The sequence below is a fragment of the Limnobacter sp. MED105 genome, assembly GCF_000170915.1.
Classification (GTDB): Bacteria; Pseudomonadota; Gammaproteobacteria; order Burkholderiales; family Burkholderiaceae_B; genus Limnobacter.
This window is the reverse complement of sequence record NZ_ABCT01000007.1, coordinates 146,678-162,476: the sequence shown is the minus strand read 5'-3', so window position 1 is coordinate 162,476 and position 15,799 is coordinate 146,678. Positions and strand designations below refer to the sequence as shown.

Annotated in this window: 17 protein-coding genes and 3 tRNA genes; 4 read left to right on the top strand and 16 right to left on the bottom strand. The window is 49.7% G+C overall.

All coding sequences use genetic code 11. From position 1 onward, the window contains the following. The 3 genes from LMED105_RS08915 to LMED105_RS08905 all read right to left on the bottom strand — a co-directional run. The coding region (locus LMED105_RS08915) for a hypothetical protein (RefSeq protein ID WP_008250378.1) at nt 1-893 on the bottom strand (893 nt) is incomplete at its 3' end. Beyond that, nucleotides 890-2,359 (bottom strand): tyrosine-type recombinase/integrase, encoded by a 1,470-nt coding sequence (locus LMED105_RS08910; protein ID WP_083797148.1) that lies wholly within the window; start codon nt 2,357-2,359, stop codon nt 890-892. The genes LMED105_RS08910 and LMED105_RS08915, both read right to left, overlap by 4 nt. Further along, nucleotides 2,359-2,583 carry a hypothetical protein gene (locus tag LMED105_RS08905; protein WP_008250376.1) on the bottom strand — a complete coding sequence of 75 codons (225 nt, stop codon included), beginning with the start codon at nt 2,581-2,583 and terminating at the stop codon, nt 2,359-2,361. Before LMED105_RS08905 ends, LMED105_RS08910 begins: the two co-directional genes overlap by 1 nt. 144 nt (nt 2,584-2,727) lie before the next feature. Here LMED105_RS08905 and LMED105_RS08900 point away from each other — a divergent pair, with 144 nt between their 5' ends. Then, nucleotides 2,728-2,928, top strand: a complete 201-nt coding sequence (locus tag LMED105_RS08900; protein ID WP_008250375.1) for a helix-turn-helix transcriptional regulator — start codon at nt 2,728-2,730, stop codon at nt 2,926-2,928. 4 nt (nt 2,929-2,932) lie between these two features. After that, entirely contained in the window at nt 2,933-3,643 is a 711-nt protein-coding gene (locus LMED105_RS08895) for an SOS response-associated peptidase (RefSeq protein ID WP_008250374.1), read from the top strand. 140 nt (nt 3,644-3,783) lie between these two features. Here the strand turns inward: LMED105_RS08895 and LMED105_RS08890 are convergent, their stop codons facing one another. From LMED105_RS08890 to LMED105_RS08880, 3 genes are all read right to left on the bottom strand, one after another. Continuing rightward, nucleotides 3,784-4,452, bottom strand: coding sequence for a hypothetical protein (locus tag LMED105_RS08890; protein WP_008250373.1), 669 nt, complete (start codon nt 4,450-4,452; stop codon nt 3,784-3,786). Nucleotides 4,453-4,535: 83 nt separating this feature from the next. Beyond that, nucleotides 4,536-5,390, bottom strand: coding sequence for a restriction endonuclease (locus tag LMED105_RS08885; protein ID WP_198006828.1), 855 nt, complete (start codon nt 5,388-5,390; stop codon nt 4,536-4,538). Between the two features lie 217 nt (nt 5,391-5,607). After that, complete coding sequence (locus LMED105_RS08880) at nt 5,608-6,735, bottom strand: DUF4238 domain-containing protein (RefSeq protein WP_008250371.1); 1,128 nt, start codon at nt 6,733-6,735, stop codon at nt 5,608-5,610. Nucleotides 6,736-6,859: 124 nt separating this feature from the next. Between LMED105_RS08880 and LMED105_RS17015 the strand changes: the two genes are divergently transcribed. Continuing rightward, the gene (locus LMED105_RS17015) at nt 6,860-7,153 is read left to right on the top strand and encodes a hypothetical protein (RefSeq protein WP_083797147.1); all 294 of its coding nucleotides are present in this window, start codon (nt 6,860-6,862) and stop codon (nt 7,151-7,153) included. Here the strand turns inward: LMED105_RS17015 and LMED105_RS17010 are convergent. From LMED105_RS17010 to LMED105_RS16320, 6 genes are all read right to left on the bottom strand, one after another. Continuing rightward, nucleotides 7,144-7,599 carry a hypothetical protein gene (locus LMED105_RS17010; RefSeq protein ID WP_008250369.1) on the bottom strand — a complete coding sequence of 152 codons (456 nt, stop codon included), beginning with the start codon at nt 7,597-7,599 and terminating at the stop codon, nt 7,144-7,146. The genes LMED105_RS17015 and LMED105_RS17010 overlap by 10 nt on opposite strands. A gap of 645 nt (nt 7,600-8,244) precedes the next feature. Beyond that, on the bottom strand, nt 8,245-9,240 hold the full coding sequence (locus LMED105_RS08865; protein ID WP_008250367.1) for a GTP pyrophosphokinase family protein: 996 nt from the start codon (nt 9,238-9,240) through the stop codon (nt 8,245-8,247). Nucleotides 9,241-9,808: 568 nt separating this feature from the next. Beyond that, nucleotides 9,809-9,884: transfer RNA gene (locus tag LMED105_RS08860), tRNA-His, on the bottom strand. Between the two features lie 24 nt (nt 9,885-9,908). Continuing rightward, nucleotides 9,909-9,985, bottom strand: a tRNA-Arg gene (locus LMED105_RS08855). A 77-nt stretch (nt 9,986-10,062) separates the two neighbouring features. Continuing rightward, nucleotides 10,063-10,139 (bottom strand) — tRNA-Pro (locus LMED105_RS08850). A gap of 27 nt (nt 10,140-10,166) precedes the next feature. Continuing rightward, complete coding sequence (locus LMED105_RS16320) at nt 10,167-11,051, bottom strand: hypothetical protein (protein ID WP_156799615.1); 885 nt, start codon at nt 11,049-11,051, stop codon at nt 10,167-10,169. Nucleotides 11,052-11,161: 110 nt separating this feature from the next. Here LMED105_RS16320 and LMED105_RS08840 point away from each other — a divergent pair, with 110 nt between their 5' ends. After that, the gene (locus LMED105_RS08840; protein ID WP_008250363.1) at nt 11,162-12,028 is read left to right on the top strand and encodes an FkbM family methyltransferase; all 867 of its coding nucleotides are present in this window, start codon (nt 11,162-11,164) and stop codon (nt 12,026-12,028) included. A gap of 11 nt (nt 12,029-12,039) precedes the next feature. On the opposite strand, the gene glmM is transcribed toward LMED105_RS08840, so the two are convergent. From glmM to LMED105_RS16795, 4 genes are all read right to left on the bottom strand, one after another. Beyond that, nucleotides 12,040-13,383, bottom strand: a complete 1,344-nt coding sequence (gene glmM, locus LMED105_RS08835; RefSeq protein WP_008250361.1) for a phosphoglucosamine mutase — start codon at nt 13,381-13,383, stop codon at nt 12,040-12,042. A gap of 29 nt (nt 13,384-13,412) precedes the next feature. Continuing rightward, on the bottom strand, nt 13,413-14,402 hold the full coding sequence (locus tag LMED105_RS08830) for a GlcNAc-transferase family protein (RefSeq protein WP_198006826.1): 990 nt from the start codon (nt 14,400-14,402) through the stop codon (nt 13,413-13,415). Continuing rightward, nucleotides 14,402-15,238: a dihydropteroate synthase gene (gene folP / locus LMED105_RS08825; protein ID WP_008250357.1), complete on the bottom strand. Its 837-nt coding sequence runs from the start codon at nt 15,236-15,238 to the stop codon at nt 14,402-14,404. The genes LMED105_RS08830 and folP overlap by 1 nt, the downstream gene beginning before the upstream one ends. 249 nt (nt 15,239-15,487) lie before the next feature. Continuing rightward, the gene (locus tag LMED105_RS16795) at nt 15,488-15,766 is read right to left on the bottom strand and encodes a hypothetical protein (protein ID WP_156799614.1); all 279 of its coding nucleotides are present in this window, start codon (nt 15,764-15,766) and stop codon (nt 15,488-15,490) included. Between the last annotated feature and the right edge of the window lie 33 nt (nt 15,767-15,799).

Sequence of the window (15,799 nt, the reverse complement as noted above, 5' to 3'; positions counted from 1 at the left end):
AGCAGCGCGGCCAAGAGGGTTAGGCTCAGATCAAAGGGTGGGTTGTGTGCCTCGGACTTTTCTTGCGAGGAATCCAGCTTGGGCTTCTCCAGCTTGGTGCTATCCAGCTCGGAATTCTCCATAGCAGTGAGCAGCACATGGGCCACTGTTTCGGCTGTGTGCACCAACAGCCCGTGATCGGTGTGGTGGTGACTGCGCGTAGAAGCTGCGTACTGCAAAAACTTGGTCAAGCGACCTTCTTGCCCCAAGATCTCCAGCAAGAGTGCACGATCACAGGGTTCAAGATGCCGAAACACTTCGCTTAAAAATGCGCAAAGGCTCGCTGTAATGAGGAAATCCCCCGTGCCTTCCAACTTGATGCGTTTGGGAAGCACCGCTTGCGCGTAATCAAAAGGATTGAAGTGTGGGTCTTCATCCACCGGGTCCATGCATGACACCCAATAGGTCTTGCCGCCCAAATCACCATTGCCATCGGTGTGATCAACACATTCGGCCTTGGCCCACACCTTGGGGTCGACCTGCACCGCAGGGCAATCTTGCAAGGTGTTCTCACCACGGCAGGCAAGATTCACCGTAATCATGCCTTTGTACAGTTTGTCCGAGGAGGAATACACCGGCACCAAGACAGTGGCGTGTTGTACTTCACCGTCGTATTGGTGCGCTTTGACGAATCCTTGTTTGGCCAGGCAAATATCCCCGCGAGATGCGGTGAACTGCGGTGCGTTCAACCCAAACAAAGCACCGGTGAATGGTCTGTTGAATTCCCGAATCGCGGGCACGGTCAGTGGCACGGCCACATCCCCAATTGTGGAGCCAAGCGCTGCATGCGCCTTGGCGATCAGGCTCTTGATATTGCGAGAAGTGAAGATGGGCATGAGGTTGTAGATTTTCATTGTTGTTCTCCTTCTGATTTATTGTTTTGGTAGCTTTCAAACATCTGCAGCCATGGATTTTGAATGGCGGGTTTGGAAGCAGGTTTTTCGTTACTCACTGGAGTGGACGCAAGGTCCAACGCTGTGGGTACCCGAAGTGACTGGGGTGGCTGTAATGGCTTGGTAACCGCCAACACGGAAGGCTTTTCCGCCACCACCACGGAAGTCTGAGCAACCGGCGGAGCAACACCCGGACCTAGGTTCGCCGCCAACATGCGCTCAAAGGCTGAGCCATCACGACGGGTCAAGTTGGGTACATAGCGTGAGTACACCTTGAACAGCATTTCTGTGGAGGAATGCCCCATCTGAAATGCAATCCACTCCGGTGACTCACCTGCGGCCAGCATCAACGTGGCGAAGGTATGCCGGGTTTGATAGGGGGTGCGGAGTTTCAATCCCAGTGAGCGCAGCATGGGGTACCACACACGGTTGCTCATGTTGCGGTTGGTCAGTGGCCCGCCGTTACAATTGGCAAATACATAGGGCGACTTCGTGCCTGTAACTCCCCATTGGGCTTTGAGGGCCTCATACACCTGTGGCGCCATCTGGATATCTCGGTTGGAATCCGCGGTCTTTGGCGTTTCCTCATAGTCATCCACAATGGTTTCGCGAATGGTGATCAGGCGCTTTTCAAAATCGATGTACTTCCACTTCAGACCGTGAATTTCTCCAGGGCGCATGCCCGTGAAAAACTTCACCGTGAAGTAATCCCGAAAGTCTTCGCGGCAGTACTTGATGATCATCTCCACCTCTTCAATGGTGAAGGGTGTGACATCCGTCTTTTTGATCCGCATCCGTTTGATATTCTGGTACGGAGTGGTAAAGTTGAATCGATCAGCGGCTTCATCTAAGACCTGTTTCACAGACGTCATCACATGATTGATCCGTGAGGCTGACATTGTTGTTCCTGGTTTTTTGCCCGGGGCTTTGGCGAGAACTGAGCGAAATTCCAGAAGGTCCTGTTTGGTGATACTGCTGATCACCCTCTTTCCAAACTGTGGGATCAACCATTTCTCCAAGATGTCCCGCTTGGTGCGAATGTTCGAACGCTTCCACAACGACTCGTTTTCTTCGATGAATTTCTGAGCGAATTCAGTGAAGGTGGGATGACCTGATGAGGAAATATTATCAACCGCTTGGCGCACCGACTGGTTGGCCATTGGAATGGAAACCATTGGCGAAGTTGGCTGGTATTGCTCAGTTTCGAGGGCCTCGATTTTTTCCAGATTTCTGCTTGACGGAAAGGCTGATCTATACCGGAAAGTACCTTTTTTAATCTCAGCAACGATTCCAGCCATCACGCGCTCCATGAGCTTGCGATTCTCGGGCGTATCTTTCAAATTAGACTGTTCACGACACCTCACTTTCAAATACTGAAAGTCGAAGTAAAGCAGTCCAGTCTCGGGTCGTACACGAATATGTGACATCACATACTCCTTGAAGCGGTCATGGGAATAGCCGATGCCAAGGAGGCTGCTGAGAACATATCTTGCTCAATCTGCTCCCAGATAAACAAAATCTTCCTCCCTCCGAAGGGTCGAAAATAATGACGCCCCTCGATCAAAACTGAATCTTTCAGGCGATCGCGGATGGTTCGAATGTCGTACTTGATGCGAGCAGATAGCTCTTCTGTCGTCAAATAAGTTGCCATGATTGCTCCTTTAATGGTTAAAATAGGAGACCATTAAGACCTTCTAAAGATTATTTTGATCTCCTGTAGATCATTATGCATAAATTTTGATCTTTTGCAAGTCTTTTTGATCTTCTATAGATCATTTTGTATTCAAGGAGCATCATGCGAATCCACTTCGCGCGACTTTTAGGCGAACACAAGAAGAAAATTACTGATGTTGCACGGGACACTGGTATCAACAGAGGGACGTTGACCAGGCTGTATCACGAGACCGCCGAGAGAATTGATCTTGAGGTGCTGCAGCAGTTGTGCGACTACTTCGACTGCGAAGTAGATGTTCTATTGGAGAGGACGAAGGACTAATCGTATGTGTGGTCGGTATGTCCTTGAAGGACCAGTTTCCCGGTTAACCGCATATTTCGATGCACGCTATACCGAAGACGAAAGTCAATTCAAGAACAGCTACAACATTGCTCCCACCACAAAGGTACCCGTAGTAAGAATAAATCGCGAAGGCGAACGAGTCATTCTCAACCATATTTGGGGGCTCATTCCCCATTGGGCTAAAGATAAAACTGGCAGTGCAAAACTGAACAATGCACGCGGAGAAACTGTTCATGAAAAACCATCATTTAGAACAGCTTTCAAAAAGTTCCGCTGCTTAATTCCAGCAAGCGGCTACTATGAATGGCAAGCACCACCTGAGGGGAGTGGCAGCCGCAAACAGCCTTTTTATATTTACCCCAATGAAACATCCTATTTCGCGATGGCTGGTGTTTGTGATCACTGGATCGACAAAATAAGTGGTGAGCTTGTCATGAGCACTGCGATCATTACAACCGAGCCTTGCGAGAAACTGAAACAGGTTCACGACCGCATGCCAGTGATGATTTCGAAAGAGTATTGGACTGAGTGGTTAGATCCAAAGAATCAGGATTTGAATTCGTTAAGGCAATTTGTTTCGAGCAGTGATGAAGTGAATTTTCATGCGGTGGGTTTTGGAGTGAGTGGGACAGGAAAGAATAGGGTCGACTCTGAGGCGCTTACACAGCCAATGGATCCTAAGCTATCTGAGTAGATGAATGGCGACTTTTCAGCCAATACGGTCGTGAAACTATCTAATCGGAAGGTATCCAAAGTGGTCGCGAGCCGACTTCGAGTGAAGCTTGCATCAGGAGCGCGACGTCAGAAGCATCCCCTGCATGCACTGGTTATAAGTCATTTAACTATTCTCAAATAAGGCGGAAGCCTCTTCCCTCCGGCGCTTTGAGTATCCTCACCCAAAAAGGTCTTCCGTGCCTCATCTACGACCCCCTCAAGTTCTTTCAGGTAATATTCGCAAAGCTCCTCGATAGACTTTTTCTTTAAATCGTCATCATTTGGAACCGGCAATTCACTGAAGTGCTGCCGAACCTTAGCTATGCTCTCGGGGAGTTCAACATAATACTTTTCCTTTGTCCCATCCTGCAATTCGATTTCCCACCCACTGCCGCCAGTTTGATCTCCAATGAAAAATCCACTGGCTCCTGGGGGAGGCGTTCCCAACTTTGCCATGTCAGAAGATGAAAAGTTAACTGAGGCGGATGTGCTGAGCGGGAGTTTTCCCTGCTTGAGTATTTCGTTTCTCAGCGTGACGAAATACTTCATCAGAACATCTGACTTCATTTTTTCTTGTATCGGTTGATACCAAGCATCAAACCGATCAGAACCAACAGGCGTTTTAAGGTTCTGAATTACGAAAGTCACCGACCGGCCAAAAACGACCAAGTTCCGGAGGCCCGTATATCTCCGGTAACGGTTTCCGGAGGTGAGATCCTCGTAACCAAACCGAGCAGTTTGGAGCGTTTCTTCAGCCTTCTGAATTATCGCCTGAATATCATTAACCACTCAAAACCTCAATGGCTTATAACACCAGCGTAATAGGCACAAGCTTGCGAGCGTCCTGACTTGCGAGTTTGTTGTCTTTTGGCTCATTTAATTATCCCATTTCTGAAGATGGATTTCTTAGTACCTTTTTGCAGATACTCAACTACACCAACAAGCTCCTTAGAGAAGTCCATTTCTATCAGCTCATTTATAGGCTTTGATACGGAATATTCGATTTTATAGCCGACTAACTTAAGTTTGATATCTTGATGATATATAAAAGCCTTTTCAAGTTTTACGGTCTTTTTAAACACACCATACTCTTTCCCTTCCTGCTCCGATAACTTACTAGCCAGCTCATGAAGGGAATATCTTTCATTTTCAATTAGGTCTTCTATAAATATCTCATTATTTAAGCCTGAAAAATTAATTAGTGATTCAGTAGCAATATCATTATTGGCTTTGATCCATTCACTATCCAAAACAGGCTCAAACTTATGAATATACGCGGGTATCAACAAATGCATGTTAATGCATATTTTTTTGATTAGTGGCGTGCCGTCATCATATGTCCAGTCGGTATCATTTTGCTCGCGAACAATTAGAAGGTCGATTTTGTTTTTTTCGGCTTTATTCTTAGCACCAGACTGATACCCTTTCTTGGTTGCAAATACCGCCTTCAGATCTGGGATGTCACGAATTTTTCCAATCAATGCATCTATCTTATCCATAGATACCTTTGACGCATAGTCCTTACACTCGATGACAGTTTTATATGTAAGGCCACCAAGCTCGTATTCCCAATAAATATCGAACTGCCTATCAATTCCGCAACTGTCGGTGATCTTTTTGTCTACTTCAACCTTAATATTCTTTTGCGTAGTAATATTTTCGGCATTAAGTAGTGCTTGCTGTAAATTTCCTACGAACATTTCGTATTCTTTCCCTGTATTTGCCACTTAAAAACTCCGATGCTTAATTTTTTGCGAAAGATAACGCCCGCGGTAAGCTACGCCGTAAGGAGCGAAGTGACTGAAGGGAGCCCAAAGCGCGGCTTTTGGCGTCAGCTTGACAAAACAGTTAGGCCTTTTCCGCTTATCACATCAGATTTTTGCACTCAATACAAACATGCAACACCCTTCACTCTTACTCCCATGGGGCAGATTATGGCCTTAGCTATTTAGCCCGCTTTGCCTCATGTTCTCTGATTAACCTCTTTAAGCGAGCTTCCATACGTTTTGCCCTAGCAACTTCTACTTCGTACTCTGCCTTGGACTGCGGTCGTCGCCCAAATTCATCCTGAAAATAAAAGGTACCATCATCCTTCCCGACGACCGTATACCCAACTTGCGCGGCAATTTCATAGCCAGAGGGAAGTAGAAACTTACCGAGCTTGTTCCACATCCTTGTTTTGAGCTGCCGCTCGGGAAATAGGTCGTCCACTTTAACTCCAGCAACATACTGTTTTGCTCGTGTTTTCAGTATGTAGTTAACCTCTCTGACCTGCTCTGCATTAAGTGATCGATTCCGTATTGTGTCGTGATACCAAACCATGCTGTTATCGAACAACCTTGGGTTCGTGCGAGACTTGCGGGCATTCTTAGGTAACGGATTTCGTGCCCATTCATAGTGGGTCATTACGAATAAGCGATTGCTGTCGAAAGGAAACAGCGTTTGCGTACCTTGCCAATGTTGTAATGGATCCAAATGGGGTGGGATCGCTGGATCTGCTGGAAAGACGTGGCGATTGAAAAAAGTGACTGGATGATCAGTGAAAATGAATTTCGCATCGGAATCCTCTGCAGACAAAATTTCCCGAGCACCTTCTGCCCACATTAGGCAGTGCATTTTTCGAAGTCTCTGCATTTCGAATAAAAGAGCTTCATGGTTGCGAGATTTCGTGATTGCTCTGAGAAATGCCAACCCCTTGGGTGTTCTAAGTCTTAAAGCATCTAAAAACTCGAACATTTGCCAGTAGGTTTTGTGTACGGTATTCCAGTCCTCTGCTAGAAATGCATCTATTGCGCGTCGACCTTTCCTGTCTATGGCTCCAAAGAGATAGGTCTCGATATCGTCATTTGGCGTTCCGAAAACTCTTGTACTGTAGAGATTCTTTTCAAAGAACCATGCAGCTGGCCCCTTATTAAGAATTGAGGCGCTTGTACCTCTAACTACACCCCTGTTATCTCGAAATTGCTTGGGATGAAGGTCGAGTATATTGAAAGCGGTTGCCCCAGAGTGCAAGAATCGGCGCTGATACCACTCAGGTACATAGTGGTGTCTATGGCTTAATTGAGTTGGCATTTTTTGTGTACCTATTGGGCTTTCCTAACCAAGGGAATTCTAGCCTCTCATAAGTGTAAGCCAAACGCTGCTTTATGCGTAAGGTCCGTGTTGATCGCGGAGTTAGGGCGAAGAAATTGTCAAGATGCCCTATACGACGTGGGTGTCCGGCATTGCAGGTGTAGCTGGTATAGCTGGCGTGGCTGGCGTGGCTGGCGTGGCTGGCGTGGCTGGCGTGGCTGGCGTGGCTGGCGTGGTTGGCGTGGTTGGCGTGGTTGGCGTGGTTGGCGTGGTTGGCGTGGTTGGCGTGGTTGGCGTGGTTGGCGTGGTTGGCGTGGTTGGCGTGGTTGGCGAAATCTTCCGCCTGCGTTGTTTCATGATTTCTTTTTCCTTCATGGTTCAACTCCAAGCCAAATCCCAACCGATATCTCACTTTTGAGGCTCTGGGGTTCTAGGTTCTTCAGGTCCAAGGTTTTGGGAAGTTTCCTGTTTTACATCTTTGCCACTAAGCTTTGCGCTAAAACCATCAGCAAGAGTTTTTGCAGCATTACCCGTGGCAAAAAACTTTCCAAGCCCGACGTTGTTATTGTTAGTGCTCGATGTAACTTCAAATTGTCCCAAGACTGATAATGCATCTTCATGGCTAGCCGTGGCTTGGGCGCGAACCTGAGTTGAACTACCATCTTTTTGTTTTACCGTAACAGGAACAATTGCAAAGTTCTTATCCTTATAACCTAAGGTAAATTCAGCACCCTGATCAGTTGCGGAGCCGCTAATTGTTATGCCGACTGTCTGGGTTTGTCCAAATACAAGAGGCATATTCTCAGTAGTAGCACAGCCTGATAAGATGACGCAAGTCGCGACAATGAAAGTTGAATAGTTCATTTAAATCTCCTATTGTTCAGAGGTGTGTACACAAATACTCTTGTTTCTACTAACGACTTCAAGTACCGCCTTGGCTTGGTTTTTATCTTTTACCCAAAATATAACTCGACAATCATCATTAAAAATTGTTATTTCCTGATTGGAATATCCCACAGAGTGACCAGCCGGACCAGATGATAATCCGATGGATGTCATCTGAATAACTACCGGCGTGGCCTCAGGTGCAACTGAGACCGCGGCGAAGCCAAATGACCTCTCTATCTTCGTATGCCCTTCAGAAGATGTAACGGAGATTGTGGTACAGGCACCCAATGCAAGAGTTTGCAAAATCAAGAGGCAACAGCGAATAAGCATCAGAGGATTTGATGTCACGGCAGTATGCCTCATTGCTTTTGGTTGAACGAATGGTTTCTAATTTCACTCACCACAGATTACATGAGCATGACTTTTATCTTGTTTTTTCGAGAAGATCTATAGCCCTTTGAGAAGTCCGCTAATGCTCAAAGTCTCCGCCATCAAATACACAGGAGTCAATGAGAATGAAATTATCACAAGGATTAAAGTCCATGAACCCCACCTGAGACATAGCGTTTGAGAGGAGAGGAATCTCTCGGCTTGCCGAGTGACGTCATTTCGATTAAAGGGTTAGTCATCGAGCGCCATGTTTGAACGGATCCAATCACCGACTATTTCGTATCCAAACTCCTCAGAGAGCGCTTGCCTAGCCAGGCCAACATGAGTGAAGAAAACGCCGGCAGCGGCTCGCTCGGGTGTAGTGCCGAAATACTCCTCGTCTTGTTCACTCTGGTTAACACGCTCTGCCTCAGCAACGAGGATCTCAGTAATGTGCTTGGCTAGTAGCTCCCGCAAATCGTCGGCGGTATTTATACCGAAGTGAAAAAGGTCATTGAGCAATTCTGCGTAATTTTCGTCGCCGTTGCGGTTTTGTGGTGGGAGCATGTCGGAGAGCACCGACCGGGCAATATCGACATTTAGGGGTTCAGACGGATCCAGTTTGGAAATTCCCGCCTCTACATACAAGGCTCGTTCAGCAAGAAGCCGCTCAAACTCTAGATCGATAGTCTCCAGCAAGGCGGAAACTCGGTGTATCGAGCGCTTTAGTGGCGGAGGTACCGTAGCTTCATGTTTGTATTGAAGCTTGTGTGACGCGGCGGCCCAGATATGCTGCGCTAGCGTACGTACTTGTATCTCCGCTTTCAGATGTCCAAGCCCTGCAAAACTCGGAACGCGCAGCCACGGTTCAGGGAGTCTCAGTATGTAGTGACGGGATTGATAGCCGAACTGACTTTCTGTCAGGCGAATCGATGTGTCCTCTGTACTCAGTACGTTGAACGTGGCGTGAAGTAGTTCGTTAACGCGCACTACATCGGGCAGAAATAGCAGAATGATTCGAAGGCCGACGAAATCGTCTAAGTCTTGAAGATTCTGTATTTTGAGGGACTTTCGTTCTATCTTCTCGGCGATAGAGGTCCATGACTTAACGCGTCCTTCCATTGGAACGCCCAGCGTGACTCCATTGGTTGAGAAGAGACTTTCGAGTTGATCCAAGAGTGCAATGCGCAGTCGAGTTGCGTCTCCGACTAATGTATTGAATTGGGTTTGGAGTGCTTCACTGGTCATTCCGATGCCTAACTTGATTTATCGAACAATAACGGCGAGATTAATTGATGCGAACATCGAAAGTTATTTCTTTAACTTAACTATTTCAAATGCACGCTAAGCATCACATAAACAACATGAAAAATAAATCCCAGTTATTCGCCACCAAACGGTAAAATTGCGACCCGATTCTGAAGATCAGTTCATCAGCGGCTACCGTCTAGGTACCGAAGTACACTTTTACTAATAACCAAGAACTTCCACAGGGCCCTTCCAACGTCCGCCTCGGGCGATTAGCGGAAGCTTCGTTTCAGAGGTTACTTGTCGTTAAACACTGCCACCAAGTTGAATTTCTTCTTATGTGACAGATAAACATGTGTCAAAGATAGGTCGATACTCACGAAACGTCTGTGACAGAAAACTTGTCACAGAATTTGTCACAGGCTTGTCACAGCCGCATACTGATGGGTGGAGACTAAAAGGCAAATTTCCAAATAAATGGCCAGTGAGGAAATTTCTCTGTCGAGAATAATGCAGGCAAGAAACAAGAAGGACCTAGCACCTTACAGCGCTAAGTCCTTGATATTGTTGGGGCGATGTATGGGGCTCGAACCCACGACCCATGGAATCACAATCCATTGCTCTACCAACTGAGCTAACACCGCCACCGTAAACCGGTACTAAATTCTTGGCCTGCCCGGAGGGGTTCGAACCCCCGACCCTCGGCTTAGAAGGCCGATGCTCTATCCAACTGAGCTACGGGCAGAATTTGCATTGTAACTCGCACACGCGAATGGGTAGAAAGCACCCACTGGACAAGGATAGAACATCCTTTAAATTCGGTGGTCGGGGCAGAAGGATTCGAACCCTCGACCCTCTGGTCCCAAACCAGATGCGCTACCAGACTGCGCTATGCCCCGACAAAGAAGCGGAATTTTATGTTGATTTCAAGGTTTCGTCAAGGCCTCACACAGCGTTAAGTCAAATTGGGCGCTGCGTTGAAGGGGCTCAGGCCATTTGCCTTCAACTACGCCGAGTTTGCGCGATTCCTTCGCTCCCAACTCAGCAGCACGTTCCAGCCATGTTTTAACTGGGCGAAACTTGAAAACCGATCGGTTTCTGATCGCCGGGCTGCCATCTGAATACACAAACTGCCGATATTCATCGGCAATGGCTGCCCGATCAAACCCGCTCACTTGCCGCTCTGCAAGCTGGGCAAAAAACCCATTCGCGTTGTAAGCCATACCAGTCAACTCCCGACAGGTGGATGGCGAGGGCGGCACTGCAAACTGGGTTTGCCGGGAAAAAGGCTCCTCCAGCCACCTGGCCATACCCTCGGTAAACCACTTGGTTTTAAAGGGCGAATAGGCGTATTGGTACACATGGAACAGTTCATGGGCGGGCGTGGTGCTCAGGCGAGGGTCCACCTGTGAACCAATTTTTATTTTCAGCGTAAAGGCCTTGGAGGACTGACCCTCGTACCAGTTGGGTTTGGTGGGCTCATCAAACGCAAGGCCTGTACCCTGGTCGAAGTGCTGAATATGCACCTCGATTCCATCGCTTTGAGCGTATCTCGGGTGTTTCAAAGGCGGAACCAAATTCAGCTGGGTTTGATATAACCAATCCGCAGCCTTTAGTTGCACAAAAATATCGTCTACTCGATCGGGAACCCCATTGCCATTCCGGTCATCTGGAGGAACGGCATGTTTGCCTTCGGTGGTGTAGAAAACCCTGAACACCCCTTCAGCCACACTGTGGGTGTAAAGTGCTTTGGGGTGAGGCTTGGCCCACGCAGACTGCGCAAGGATTAAAAATACCAACAATCCGGGCAAGCAGAGCGAATGCGGTTCAGGCTTGATTACACTGAAAACCTGGCTCGGCAAATATCGGCATATTTCTTTTATTTGCATCATTTCTTTACTGAAATCTGACTGAAAACATTATGTTCCTGGACTTCATTGAAATTGGCACCTCCGACTTCAACACCCTGATTCAGGCGGCTGGCCCCAATACGCGCGGCCTGTCCATTGATCCCATATCACTTTACATCGACCGCCTTCCAAATCGCCCAGGCTGTAAAAAAATCAACGCGGCCATCTCCAATGTTGAAGGCTCGGTAAATGTCTATTTCATACCACCTCAAACTCTGGCAAAACACAAACTGCCCAACTGGCTTCGCGGCTGTAATTCAATCGGCGCACCTCACCCCACAGTGACAAAACACCTTCAGAAAACAGGCTTGGCCCAAGAAGAAGTTTTGGTGACCCAGGCAGTACCGTGCCTTCGACTGCAAACCGTTTTTAAACAACACGAAGTTGACGGGGTGTTCATGCTCAAGGTCGACACCGAAGGCCATGATGCAGTCATACTGAATGACTTTTTCAGCGATGCGAAACCCGAACAATGGCCGCATCAAATTATTTTTGAATCCAACAAGTTATCTGACAGCGAGACCATTCATCGGCTGATCTCAAAACTGATTTTGATGGGCTATGACATCGTGTCTTGCCAAACCGGCGGCGGTGCCAGCGACACGCATCTGCGATTGAACCTCAATCGCTTGAAGGGCGAGCGCGCCACCATTCAAACAGCGCAAGGCTATTACCTGGAGGGTTATCCGAAAAATTACTCGCCACTCAACCTGCCGCACGAGAACAATCTGGATTCAGCCCTGAAGTACGCCAGCCAACAACAAGCGGCTGGCGTCACCTTTCAATATGGTCGGTATGAAGTTCGGCAGGGGCGCTACCTTCAACACTCTGTAAAAGACTTACAGGTGTGCAGTTGGGTAACGCTTCCGGCAAGCTGAGTAAAGCTGAATCAGGCTTTGGGCAAGGCTTCAAGAATGGAATCGACCAGGCGATTGGCTGTCGATTTGTCGGCCGTTTCCACCATCACGCGCAACACAGGCTCGGTGCCAGAAGGACGAATCAACAAACGACCATTGCCACCCAACTCAGCCTTCACAGCCTCACATACACCCTGCACTTTCACATCGTTGGCCCAATCGTACCCAACCGGCAAACGGGCGTTTTTAAGCACCTGTGGCAGCATGGCCACGGGCTTCAAAATGTCGGCCAGGGGCATGCCCAGGTTGCGCACAGCGCGCAGCACCTGAAGGGCACTCACAATGCCGTCACCAGTGGAATGGCGGTCAAGAACCAACAAATGCCCTGAACTTTCACCCCCCAACTGCCAGCCATTGGCCTGCAGTTTTTCAAATACATAGCGATCACCCACCTTGGCGCGCTCAAAACCCACATTCAGTTTATTCAAGGCCAGTTCAAGCCCCAGGTTGCTCATCAAAGTGCCCACCACGCCGTCCACCTTGCCCTGCATGTGCAAGCGCTCGGCCACCAAGGCAAACAACAACTCATCGCCGTTGTAAATTCGGCCGCTACCATCGACGCAAATCAAGCGGTCCGCGTCGCCATCCAGCGCAAAACCGTAATCGGCCTTGTGTTCAAACACAGCCCTGGCCACGAAATCAGGATAGGTGGCACCCACACCACGGTTAATGTTCAAACCATCGGGCTGATCGGCCAACACGACCACATCGGCCCCCAGTTCACGGAAAACCGCAGGCGCAATTTGGTAGGCTGCACCATTGGCACAATCCACCACAATTTTCAAACCACGCAGGTGTTTGTCCCGGGGAAAGGTGCCTTTACAAAATTCGATGTAGCGGCCCGCAGCGTCGTTTAAGCGCTTGGCCTTGCCCAACTCTTCCGACGATTTACAAGGCGCATTCAGCGCCAGTTGTGCCTCAATTTCCATTTCCCAGGCATCGGGCAATTTGGTGCCCTCACCCGAGAAAAACTTGATGCCATTGTCTTGGTAAGGGTTGTGGGACGCACTGATCACCACGCCAGCCGACATATTCAAGGCGCGTGCCAAATAGGCCACACCCGCAGTGGGCATGGGCCCCACCATCACTACATCTACACCCACCGACGTAAAGCCCGCTTCAAGGCAGCTTTCCAGCAAATAGCCACTCACGCGGGTGTCTTTGCCAATCAACACACGCGGGCGCCTTCCATCGCCTTCGTGTTTGGCCAGCACCGTGCCCGCGGCTTGCCCCAAACGCAACACGAAATCGGGAACCATGGGGTTTTGTCCCACTGTGCCGCGAATGCCATCGGTACCGAAATATTGTCTGCTCATGGAATATCTGCAATATAGGTGAATAATGTTTATAGGTCTGATTTTACGGGAACTGCGCTGCGCCCCAGGTAATCGATCCCGCTTAATTTACAAAAGCTTTCGAGGTGCGCCGGGTTCTCAATACCGTACACCCCCAAATCAGCGCCCGGCGTGAACAACGCGTTGGTGCGTTCGTTGGAGCGCTGTTGCAACCAGCCAAAAGCGGTGTGGCGCTTGGCCTCCATGTCGGGGTGCCAATGCTGGCCTTCAACCACTCGGCCCACTTCTTTATACAGGTGATACAGCGGAATCAGATTGTGCCGGGGGTGAAACACCTGATAACCCTTCGCATGCGCGCGCAGGGACAGGCTTTGCTCCTCACCCCGAAAATACAGATAGGGGTCGTACGGCACCTGCTGGGTAAAATCGCCGGTCGTGAACAGAAAACAGGCCCCCACATGAAAACCGGGAAGGTGGGTCACTTCGGGCGGCTCAGTCCGCTTGCGAACCACCCGGAACTGCAGCACCGCTCGATCTGCCGTCAACACACTGCCAGGGTCGCGTTCAATGAAAAATATCTCATCCGATTTTGAAGGTTCATCCGCCACCGCCCTGCCCTGCCCATCGAACCGGAAACCTGGGGGGTATGTGCTAATTAAAGGCTTTGGGTGCGCGGCCTGCAGTTGCTGTAGTTGATCAATCAACAATTCATCCCAAGCTGGATCAAACAAAGTATGAGAATCAATTTGCAGCAAATAATCCTGATCGTTGTACAAAGAAAAAGCGATCGACCTCGCCCAACTTACCCCGCGGGAATCAACAGGCGACAATCCCACATAGTTGATGTTTTTGCGCGCAGGAAACTGACTCAACCATGCCGGGTTCAGCTGCTCGGACTGATCAACCAAACCCACATAAATTCGCTGCGGATAAGTTGCTTTGGCAAACAATTGATGAATGGTCAAATGCAGATGGGGCTCGCAATACGCAGCGACACTCACGAAAATCGTGGGCAGCTTGAGCACGCTGGCAGCCTGCATCATTGATTCAAGGCGAAGGCCACTTTCAAAGCCTCCACAGTTTCACGCACATCGTGCACCCGCAACACAGCCGCCCCATGTTGCGCCGCATAGGTAGCCGCAGCCACCGAGCCCGCAGTACGTAAACCCGGGTCGGCTTGCCCGGTTAGCTCCGCAATCATGCGCTTGCGCGATACGCCCACCAACACGCCCGCACCGAAGGTAGAGAACAAGGGCGTTGCTTTCAGCAAATCAATGTTGTGTTGCAGTGTTTTGCCAAAACCAAAGCCAGGGTCAACAAGAACACGGCTGGATTGCACACCTGTCTGCTCAAGCGCCACCATGCGTTGGTTCAAAAACCCCTCAACCTCGCTGACCACATTGGTGTACTGGGGCGATTTTTGCATCGTTCGCGGCTCGCCTTGCATGTGCATCACCACCGCTCCTGCATTCGACTGCGCAAGCACCGCCTCCGCACCCGCATCCCGAAAACCGTTCACATCGTTCAAAATATCCACACCCAAATGCACGGCACGCGCCATCACATTGGCTTTCATGGTGTCGATGGACAAGGGCACATTCCAGTTCATCAACTCTTTCAGAACCTCTGCAACACGCGCCCATTCGTCGTCGGCATCAACACCCTGCGCACCTGGGCGGGTCGACTCCCCGCCAATGTCCAGAATTTGCGCGCCCTGCTCCACCAGCTTGCGGGCATGCTCAATGGCCAGGCTGGTTTGGTTGTACCGACCGCCATCCGAAAATGAGTCGGGGGTTACATTCACAATACCCATAATCAGGGGCTTGCCGTGGGTGTAGGTAAGCTCGAAACGACCTGCTTTCCAAGTGCGAACCATGTGCTGCCTTGTGAGTTGCTGTGCTGGTATTTTACGGCATAGCAGCAGCTTAGTTCGCCTGCTGTGCTCACAGCTTATCCGTTAGCCTAGCCCGCTCAGGTGCGCACCCGTTTGTCCAAGCTTGCTCAGGTGCATACCCTCTCTCGCCAGAAAACCTGAATACCCCCTTGTTATTGATTAACCGCCCTAAGCGCACCCGCTAAACAGCGGGCGGGCTGCGCTTTCGGCCTCGCCGAACGGACGGTTAATTCAACACCAAGGGCAGGTTTTCTTGATCGGCGCTGCGAGGGTATCGGCCCTGAGCGCACTGGCAACGGAGTTAGCGTACTGGCTTACTGGCCTACTAGCGCGGGCGTTGGCGCTGCTGGCGTTGGTTCGGGCGAGGCTTGGGCGCTGTGCCGCCTTGCCGGCTTTGCAAGGCTTCCCGGCGGCTTCGTAGCGCGGGGCGGTTCCGCTAGGAACCGATGCGAAGACGCTTAAGCGTTTCGCATGCCCCAAGCCAGAAGCATCAAGCCGGATCAGAAGCATTGCTTAGGCAAGGTGGCACAGTACCCAGGTCTC

What these genes read in the sequence shown, in the direction of transcription:
- LMED105_RS08910 (WP_083797148.1), bottom strand. Translation starts at nt 2,359, where the DNA reads ATGTCACATATTCGTGTACGACCCGAGACTGGACTGCTTTACTTCGAC.
- LMED105_RS08905 (WP_008250376.1), bottom strand. Translation starts at nt 2,583, where the DNA reads ATGGCAACTTATTTGACGACAGAAGAGCTATCTGCTCGCATCAAGTAC.
- LMED105_RS08900 (WP_008250375.1), top strand. Translation starts at nt 2,728, where the DNA reads ATGCGAATCCACTTCGCGCGACTTTTAGGCGAACACAAGAAGAAAATT.
- LMED105_RS08895 (WP_008250374.1), top strand. Translation starts at nt 2,933, where the DNA reads ATGTGTGGTCGGTATGTCCTTGAAGGACCAGTTTCCCGGTTAACCGCA.
- LMED105_RS08880 (WP_008250371.1), bottom strand. Translation starts at nt 6,735, where the DNA reads ATGCCAACTCAATTAAGCCATAGACACCACTATGTACCTGAGTGGTAT.
- LMED105_RS17015 (WP_083797147.1), top strand. Translation starts at nt 6,860, where the DNA reads ATGCCCTATACGACGTGGGTGTCCGGCATTGCAGGTGTAGCTGGTATA.
- LMED105_RS17010 (WP_008250369.1), bottom strand. Translation starts at nt 7,599, where the DNA reads ATGAACTATTCAACTTTCATTGTCGCGACTTGCGTCATCTTATCAGGC.
- LMED105_RS08865 (WP_008250367.1), bottom strand. Translation starts at nt 9,240, where the DNA reads ATGACCAGTGAAGCACTCCAAACCCAATTCAATACATTAGTCGGAGAC.
- LMED105_RS08840 (WP_008250363.1), top strand. Translation starts at nt 11,162, where the DNA reads ATGTTCCTGGACTTCATTGAAATTGGCACCTCCGACTTCAACACCCTG.
- glmM (WP_008250361.1), bottom strand. Translation starts at nt 13,383, where the DNA reads ATGAGCAGACAATATTTCGGTACCGATGGCATTCGCGGCACAGTGGGA.
- LMED105_RS08830 (WP_198006826.1), bottom strand. Translation starts at nt 14,402, where the DNA reads ATGCAGGCTGCCAGCGTGCTCAAGCTGCCCACGATTTTCGTGAGTGTC.
- folP (WP_008250357.1), bottom strand. Translation starts at nt 15,238, where the DNA reads ATGGTTCGCACTTGGAAAGCAGGTCGTTTCGAGCTTACCTACACCCAC.
- LMED105_RS16795 (WP_156799614.1), bottom strand. Translation starts at nt 15,766, where the DNA reads ATGCTTCTGATCCGGCTTGATGCTTCTGGCTTGGGGCATGCGAAACGC.